The organism is Novosphingobium sp. (assembly GCF_025351285.1).
Taxonomy (GTDB): Bacteria; Pseudomonadota; Alphaproteobacteria; order Sphingomonadales; family Sphingomonadaceae; genus Novosphingobium.
In genome coordinates this window covers 1-7,295 of record NZ_JANXWG010000101.1, presented here as the reverse complement: position 1 = coordinate 7,295, position 7,295 = coordinate 1, and the positions used below count along the sequence as shown (strand labels likewise).

The window sequence follows — 7,295 nt, the reverse complement described above, 5'->3', positions numbered from 1 at the left end:
CTTGCCCGAACCCGAAAGCCCGGTGAACCACAGCACCGCGGGCTTCTGGTTCTTCATGCCGGCGTGTTCTTCGCGGGTGATGTCGACCGCCTGCCAGTGGACATTCTGCGCGCGACGCAGGCTGAAGTGCAGCATGCCGGCGGCCACTGTGGCGTTGGTGATCTTGTCGACCAGGATGAACCCGCCCAGCGTCCGGCCTTGCGCGTAGGGCTCGAACACGATCGGCTTGTCGGCCGCGAGTTCGGCCACGCCGATGGCGTTCAGGTCCAGCGTCTTGGCAGCCATGTGCTCCATGGTGTTGACGTTGACCGTGTATTTCGGCGCCTGCACCGTGGCGGAAACAGTCTGGGTGGCCAGCTTGAGCCAGTAGGCCCGGCCCGGAACCATCGCTTCGTCGGCCATCCACACGAAAGTGGCCTCGAACTGGTCGGCGACTTGCGGCGGGGCGTCGGCGGTGGCGATCACGTCGCCGCGCGAGCAGTCGATCTCGTCGGCGAGCGTGAGTGTGACCGACTGGCCGGCCACCGCATGGTCGAGATCGCCGTCAAGCGTGACCACGCGCGCGACTGTGCTGGTCTTGCCCGAGGGCAATACGCGGATCGCATCGCCCGGCTTGACCGTGCCGCTGGCGATCAGCCCGGAAAAACCACGGAAATCGAGGTTGGGGCGATTGACCCACTGCACCGGCATGCGCAGCGGCTTGGCCTGATCGAGCGTGGCGTCGACTTCGACCGCCTCCAGGTGCGCGATCAGGCTCGGGCCGGTGTACCAAGGCGTGTTTGCGCTCGGGCCGGTGATGTTGTCGCCCTTGAAGCCCGAGATCGGCATCGGCGTGAACGCGGTGATCCCGATTTCCTTCGCGAATGCGCTGTAATCGGCGACGATCTCGTCAAACCGGCTCTGGCTGTAATCGACCAGGTCCATCTTGTTCACCGCCAGCACCAGGTGGCGGATGCCGATCAGGTGCGCGAGGAAGCTGTGGCGGCGAGTCTGCGTCAGCACGCCCTTGCGCGCATCGATCAGGATCACCGCAAGGTCGGCGGTGCTCGCGCCGGTCACCATGTTGCGCGTGTATTGTTCGTGGCCTGGCGTATCGGCGACGATGAACTTGCGCTTTTCGGTGGCGAAGAAGCGGTAGGCGACATCGATGGTGATGCCCTGCTCGCGCTCTGCCGCCAGCCCGTCGACCAGCAGCGCGAAATCGATTTCCTGACCTTGCGTGCCCTGCTTCTTGCTGTCGGCTTCGAGCGCGGCGAGCTGGTCCTCGAAGATCATCTTCGAATCGTACAGCAGCCGCCCGATCAGCGTGGACTTGCCGTCATCGACCGACCCGCAGGTGATGAAGCGCAGCATCGTCTTGTGCTGGTGCACATCGAGATAGGCGTCGATGTCCTCGGCAATCAGCGTGTCGGTGACGTAGATCGGGTCGGTGGTCTGGTCGGTCATGTTCGGTCCCTTAATGTCCTCCGCCCGGCCCATTACGAAATTTGGCGGGAGGGGTTAGGGGTGGGCTTTTCTGAGGTTTGCGCCGCATCGCGCCCACCCCCGGCCCCTCCCGCAAGCGGGAGGGGAGAAGTCGTCAGAAGTACCCTTCCTGCTTTTTCTTCTCCATGCCCGCGCCGCCGGCGTCCTTGTCGATCGCGCGGCCCTGGCGTTCGCTGGTGGTGGTCAGCAGCATTTCCTGGATCACTTCGGGCAGCGTCGCCGCCTCGCTTTCGACCGCGCCGGTCAGCGGATAGCAGCCGAGTGTGCGGAAGCGGATCGAGCGGTCGACCGGCACTTCGCCGGGTTCCAGCGGAAAGCGATCGTCATCGACCATCAGCAGCATCCCGTCGCGCTCCACCGTCGGGCGCTTGGCCGCGAAGTAGAGCGGCACGATCGGGATGTCTTCGAGGTGGATGTATTGCCACACGTCGAGCTCGGTCCAGTTCGAGATCGGGAACACGCGGATGCTCTCGCCCTTGGCCTTGCGGGCGTTGTAGAGGTTCCACAATTCGGGGCGCTGGTTCTTCGGGTCCCAACCATGGCTCGCGGTGCGGAAGCTGAAGATGCGCTCCTTGGCGCGGCTCTTTTCCTCGTCGCGCCTTGCGCCGCCGAACGCCGCATCGAAGCCGTACTTGTCGAGCGCCTGCTTCAACCCCTCGGTCTTCCACATATCGGTGTGGAGCGCGCCGTGATCGAACGGATTGATCCCGCGCTCGATCGCCTCGGGGTTCTGATAGACCAGCAATTCCATCCCGGCGTCGCGCGCTGCCTTTTCACGCAGCTCGTACATCGCCTTGAATTTCCACGTGGTATCGACGTGAAGCAGCGGGAACGGCGGCGGCGCGGGATAGAACGCCTTGCGCGCCAGGTGCAGCATCACTGCGCTGTCCTTGCCCACCGAATAGAGCATCACAGGCTTCTCGGCCTCGGCCACCACCTCGCGCAGGATGTGGATGCTTTCGGCTTCAAGCCGCTGAAGATGCGTGAGGGTGCCGGTTGTCATGTCTCTCACCATTTGGGCCGCAATCCACGATTGGGGGGGGGGGGCGGTTATGCAGCCCAGATAGATCGCGTCGCTGGACAATGAACCTCCCATTTGGGAGGTAAGGCGCATGGCCATCATCATCGAAGACAGCGACATCGTCTCGGCGATCTACGATGGCCCGTTCGAGCAGCCACTGTGGAGCACGTTCCTCGACCGGCTGCGCAGCGCGCTCCGTGCCGATTACGCCGCGATCATCTTCCGCGCGCACGATGCCGGCTCGAACCGCCCGGTCGAACTCGTCTCGGGCAAGCGCGCGGCGCCGGCGTTGCGCGCGATGTGGGAAGACGAACTGCACCGCAGTGACCCGCGCTCGCAGGCACAGCTGCGCGATGGCCGGGTTTACGATCTGGCCGAACTGCTCGAACGCGTCGACCAGGCGGGCGCCTCCAAGGCGCTCGAATTGTTCGCGGCCAGCGGCATCCGTGAATTGCGCATGGTGCGGATCACCGAGCCGAGCGGGGTAAGTGCCGGCATTTATGTCACGCGCGAACGCGGCGAATTCACGTCGGCGGAAAGCGCGCTGCTCAGCAAGGCCGCGCCGCACTTGCGCCGGGCATTGCGCAGCCACATCGCGCTAGAACGCGAGAAGAACCGCTTCACAATCGCCAGCGAAGTGGTCGAACGGCTCAATTTCGGCTGGATCGCGCTCAACGCGCAAGGCTGCGTGGTCGAGACCAGCCCCGAGGCCGCACGCGTGCTCCAGCACGGGCGGGGGCTCAAGACTGCGCGCAACGGACGACTGCTGGCGGTCGACCCTTCAGCCGATCGGCGGCTGGCATCGGCCATTCGGCTGCTGGCCGCGTCGGCGGACAACGTTGCCGGCATGCGGACGCAGGCGATCAACGTCAGCCAGGACCCGTGGATGGAACTGTTGCTGACCCGCGCGACCCGCGACGGACAACTGCTGTCGGGCGCGCCGGCTGTCGTCGCCTACCTGCAAGGCGACACCCGCTCCGATGCCGATCGCCACGTGCAGATCGCGCAATTGTTCGGCCTTCTGCCCAGCGAGGCGCGGCTGGCATTGGTGCTCAGCCGTGGGCTGGCGATTGCTGATGCAGCGCAGGTGCTGGGGCTGACGATTGAAACCGCGCGCAACTATTCGAAGAAGATCTACGCCAAGACCGGCACGCGCGGGCAATCCGATCTGGTGCGGCTGATCCTGACGAGCGTGCTGGCGCTGGCTTAGTGGTTCACCGAAGCATTGCGTCGAGCCGAGCCAGATCGACCCGGCTTTCGGCTTGATCGAGATCGCTGCAGACCAGCGCCGCGGCCGAAAAGTCCTGCCCGCTCGTAAAGCGCGATGGCGTGACCACCGTGGCGATCCCGGCGGCCCGAGCGGCGGCGAGGCCATGCTTTGAATCCTCGATCGCCACGCACACCTCCGGCTCCAGCCCGAGCGCGGCCAGTGCACGCGAGTATACTTCGGGATCGGGCTTCTTAACCGCGACGTCCTCCCCCGCCACGATGACCGGAAACCAGGTTTCAGAACCCGGCCCCAGCACATGGCGAAGCAATCCATCCAGATTGGCCCTGCTCGTGGTAGTTGCGATGGCGAGCGTTACACCCCGGTCCAGGCTTTCGCGGATCAGCCGCATGATCCCCGGACGCGACTCGATCTCGCCAGCAGCGAGCTGTTCGGCGTAGATTTCGTTCTTGCGCATGTGGAGCGCCGCCACTGTCGTCGCATCCGGTGCAAGCCCGATCTCGGCACGATAGCGCCCGATCCGTTCGCGGCCGCCGGTCGTGGTCAACAGCGCGGCGTAGTCGGCCTCGCTCCAGCGCCACGCCAGCCCCGCCTCGGCGAAAGCCCGGTTAAATGCGCGGCGGTGCGCCTCTTCGGTTTCGGCCAGCGTGCCGTCGACATCGAAAATGATCGCCTTCAGCCGCAAGCGTCACACCGCTTCGGGCGAACTTGCGAAAACGCGGCTGGCGCGGATGTCTTCGGCCTCGATCGTCGAAAGCTGATCGGCGGTCACCGCGCCGTCGGCATCGTCGAACAGCCGCACCGCCTGCCGCAGCCGCGCGCGATCGAGCGCGTTGCGGATCGAGCGGGCGTTCGAGAAATGCGGCTGCTCCCGCCGCCGAACGACATAGTCGGCCAACGCCTCTCGCCCGCCGTCCGATAACCGGTAACCCATGCCGAGCAGGATCGTATCTGCGATCGCCACCAGTTCGCCATCGTCGTAATCGGGAAAGTCGATGTGGTGCGCGATGCGGCTGCGGAAGCCGGGGTTGCTGGAGAAAAACGTGTCCATCCGGTCGGCATAGCCGGCCAGGATCACCACCAGATCGTCGCGCTGGTTCTCCATCACCTGGAGCAGGATTTCGATCGCCTCCTGTCCATAGTCACGCTCGTTCTCGGGTCGGTAAAGGTAATAGGCCTCGTCGATGAACAACACGCCGCCCATCGCCTTCTTGAGCACATCCTTGGTCTTGGGCGCGGTGTGGCCGATGTACTGGCCCACCAGATCGTCGCGCGTCACAGACACCAGATGCCCGCGCCGGACATAGCCGAGCTTGTGCAGGATGCCCGCCATGCGCAGCGCTACGGTGGTCTTGCCGGTGCCGGGGTTGCCGGTGAAGCTCATGTGCAAAGTCGGCGGCTCGGTCGCCAGGCCCAGCGTCTGGCGCGCGCGATCGACCAGCAGCAGCGCGGCGATCTCGCGGATGCGCCGCTTGACCGGCGCCAGCCCGACGAGATCGCGATCGAGCTGGGCCAATTCGTCGCCCAGCCCGCTCGTCGCGAAATCGCGCTTCAGGTCGATCGCGTCATTGCCGGATGCGCTGGTCATGTCAGCGCGAATACCGCTCGCCTTCCGGCTTTTGGGCCGAATACGAGCGCGTGGTATAAGCGATCTGGCGCCCACCGCGCTCCTGCCGTTCGAGCGCGAAGCCGGGCTCGTCGGCCGGGCGGTCGGTGATGAACGACAGCCGGAGCGATTCCCAGCCGTAAGTGTTGTCGAATGCCGAAAGCCGGATGTAGTTCGCGCCGCCGTGCTGCGTGCGGCATTCGGCCAGCGCCATCATCACGCCCGCGGCATCGGGCACGTCGAACATCGGGATGCCCCACATTTCCCAGTAGGTGTTCCGAGGGTGTGGATCGTCGGTGTATTCGATGTTCACGGCCCAGCCGTGATCGAGGCAGTACTGGACTTGCGCGACGATCTGGTCGTCGGTCATGTCGGGCAGGAACGAAAACGTGCCCTGGGTAATGCGCATGGGTTTGGCTCCTCAGGCGGGGGTTGCAGTGGGGACGAAATCGGCGGTGTCGGTCGAGGCGTAGTTGAAGCTCACGTCCTTCCACGTATCGATCGCGGCGCGGAGCGGGCCGCACCAGCGTGCGGCGGCGGCGAGGATGTCGGGTCCTTCGGCCAGGTAATCGCGGCCTTCATTGCGCGCCTGGATCATGGCTTCGAGCGCGACGCGGTTGGCGGTGGCGCCGGCCTGGATGCCTTGCGGGTGGCCGATCGTGCCGCCGCCGAACTGGAGCACGACGTCTTCACCAAGGTAATGGATCAACTGATGCATCTGCCCGGCATGGATCCCGCCCGACGCCACCGGCATGACCTTGTTGAGCGAGGCCCAGTCCTGGTCGAAGAACAGCCCGTGTTCCAGGTTCATCGGCGTGTGCCCTTCGCGCAGCGTGTCGTAGAAGCCTGCGATCATCAGCGGATCGCCTTCGAGCTTGCCCACCACGGTGCCGGCGTGGATGTGATCGACCCCGGCCATCCGCATCCACTTGCAGATCACGCGGAAATTCATCCCGTGGTTCTTCTGGCGCGAATAGGTCGAATTGCCCGCGCGGTGGAGGTGCAGGATCATGTCGTTGCGCCGCGCCCACTTGGCCATCGACTGGATTGCGGTGTAGCCGATCACCAGGTCGATCATGATGATGCAACTGCCCAGTTCCTTGGCGAATTCGGCGCGTTCGTACATCTCCTCCATCGTGCCGGCGGTGACGTTGAGGTAGTGGCCCTTGACCTCGCCGGTCGCGGCCTGCGCCTTGTTGACCGCTTCCATCACGTAGAGGAACCGGTCGCGCCAATGCATGAACGGCTGCGAGTTGATATTCTCGTCATCCTTGACGAAATCGAGCCCGCCCTTGAGCGCCTCGTACACCACGCGGCCATAATTGCGGCCCGACAGGCCGAGCTTGGGCTTGGTCGTCGCGCCCAGCAGCGGCCGGCCGAACTTGTCGAGCCGTTCGCGCTCCACCACGATGCCGGTGGCGGGGCCCTGGAAGGTTTTGAGGTACGCGACCGGAATCCGCATGTCCTCGAGCCGCAGCGCCTTCAGCGCCTTGAACCCGAACACGTTGCCGATGATCGATGCGGTCAGGTTGGCGATCGATCCGCCCTCGAACAAGTCGAGGTCATAGGCGATCCACGCGAAGAACTGCCCGGGCGTGCCCGGCACCGGATCGACGCGATAAGCCTTGGCGCGGTACAACTCGCACGCGGTCAGCCGGTCGGTCCACACTACCGTCCACGTCGCGGTCGAGCTTTCTCCGGCCACCGCTGCGGCGGCCTCGATTTCGTCCACGCCGTCCTGCGGGCTGATCCGGAACAGCGCGATGACGTCGGTGTCTTTGGGCACGTAGTCGGGCTCCCAATAGCCCATCTTGGCGTATTCCATGACGCCTGCGGCATAGCGGGCCTTTGGATCGATCTTGGGTTCCATGTTCATGGGTTGGTCTCCTACGCGGCGGCTAGAGTGGCGGAGCGCGGATCGAGCGCCCCCGATGAGTAGCGTTTGGCCATATCGG

7 protein-coding genes are annotated in these 7,295 nt (G+C 64.9%); 1 reads left to right on the top strand and 6 read right to left on the bottom strand.

Annotated features, from left to right (window positions below):
* Both cysN and cysD read right to left on the bottom strand, forming a co-directional pair.
* A partial coding sequence (gene cysN / locus Q0R16_RS12445; protein ID WP_295636362.1) for a sulfate adenylyltransferase subunit CysN occupies positions 1-1,446 on the bottom strand: 1,446 nt, incomplete at its 3' end.
* A 133-nt stretch (positions 1,447-1,579) separates the two neighbouring features.
* Positions 1,580-2,488: a sulfate adenylyltransferase subunit CysD gene (gene cysD / locus Q0R16_RS12440; RefSeq protein WP_295636359.1), complete on the bottom strand. Its 909-nt coding sequence runs from the start codon at positions 2,486-2,488 to the stop codon at positions 1,580-1,582.
* 109 nt (positions 2,489-2,597) lie between these two features.
* On the opposite strand from cysD, the gene Q0R16_RS12435 reads away from it, so the two are divergent.
* On the top strand, positions 2,598-3,716 hold the full coding sequence (locus tag Q0R16_RS12435) for a helix-turn-helix transcriptional regulator (RefSeq protein ID WP_295636356.1): 1,119 nt from the start codon (positions 2,598-2,600) through the stop codon (positions 3,714-3,716).
* A gap of 4 nt (positions 3,717-3,720) precedes the next feature.
* Here the strand turns inward: Q0R16_RS12435 and Q0R16_RS12430 are convergent, their stop codons facing one another.
* Genes Q0R16_RS12430 through Q0R16_RS12415 form a run of 4 tightly spaced genes read right to left on the bottom strand, consistent with a single transcriptional unit; the run spans position 3,721 to position 7,216 of the window.
* Complete coding sequence (locus Q0R16_RS12430) at positions 3,721-4,419, bottom strand: HAD-IA family hydrolase (RefSeq protein WP_295636353.1); 699 nt, start codon at positions 4,417-4,419, stop codon at positions 3,721-3,723.
* 3 nt (positions 4,420-4,422) lie between these two features.
* Positions 4,423-5,322: a CbbX protein gene (gene cbbX, locus Q0R16_RS12425; RefSeq protein ID WP_295636350.1), complete on the bottom strand. Its 900-nt coding sequence runs from the start codon at positions 5,320-5,322 to the stop codon at positions 4,423-4,425.
* A 1-nt stretch (position 5,323) separates the two neighbouring features.
* On the bottom strand, positions 5,324-5,749 hold the full coding sequence (locus Q0R16_RS12420) for a ribulose bisphosphate carboxylase small subunit (RefSeq protein ID WP_295636348.1): 426 nt from the start codon (positions 5,747-5,749) through the stop codon (positions 5,324-5,326).
* A 12-nt stretch (positions 5,750-5,761) separates the two neighbouring features.
* Entirely contained in the window at positions 5,762-7,216 is a 1,455-nt protein-coding gene (locus tag Q0R16_RS12415; RefSeq protein ID WP_295636345.1) for a ribulose-bisphosphate carboxylase large subunit, read from the bottom strand.
* Positions 7,217-7,295: the final 79 nt, after the last annotated feature.

Coding starts and splice junctions, on each gene's coding strand:
- cysD (WP_295636359.1), bottom strand. CDS start 2,488: ATGACAACCGGCACCCTCACGCATCTTCAGCGGCTTGAAGCCGAAAGC.
- Q0R16_RS12435 (WP_295636356.1), top strand. CDS start 2,598: ATGGCCATCATCATCGAAGACAGCGACATCGTCTCGGCGATCTACGAT.
- cbbX (WP_295636350.1), bottom strand. CDS start 5,322: ATGACCAGCGCATCCGGCAATGACGCGATCGACCTGAAGCGCGATTTC.
- Q0R16_RS12420 (WP_295636348.1), bottom strand. CDS start 5,749: ATGCGCATTACCCAGGGCACGTTTTCGTTCCTGCCCGACATGACCGAC.
- Q0R16_RS12415 (WP_295636345.1), bottom strand. CDS start 7,216: ATGAACATGGAACCCAAGATCGATCCAAAGGCCCGCTATGCCGCAGGC.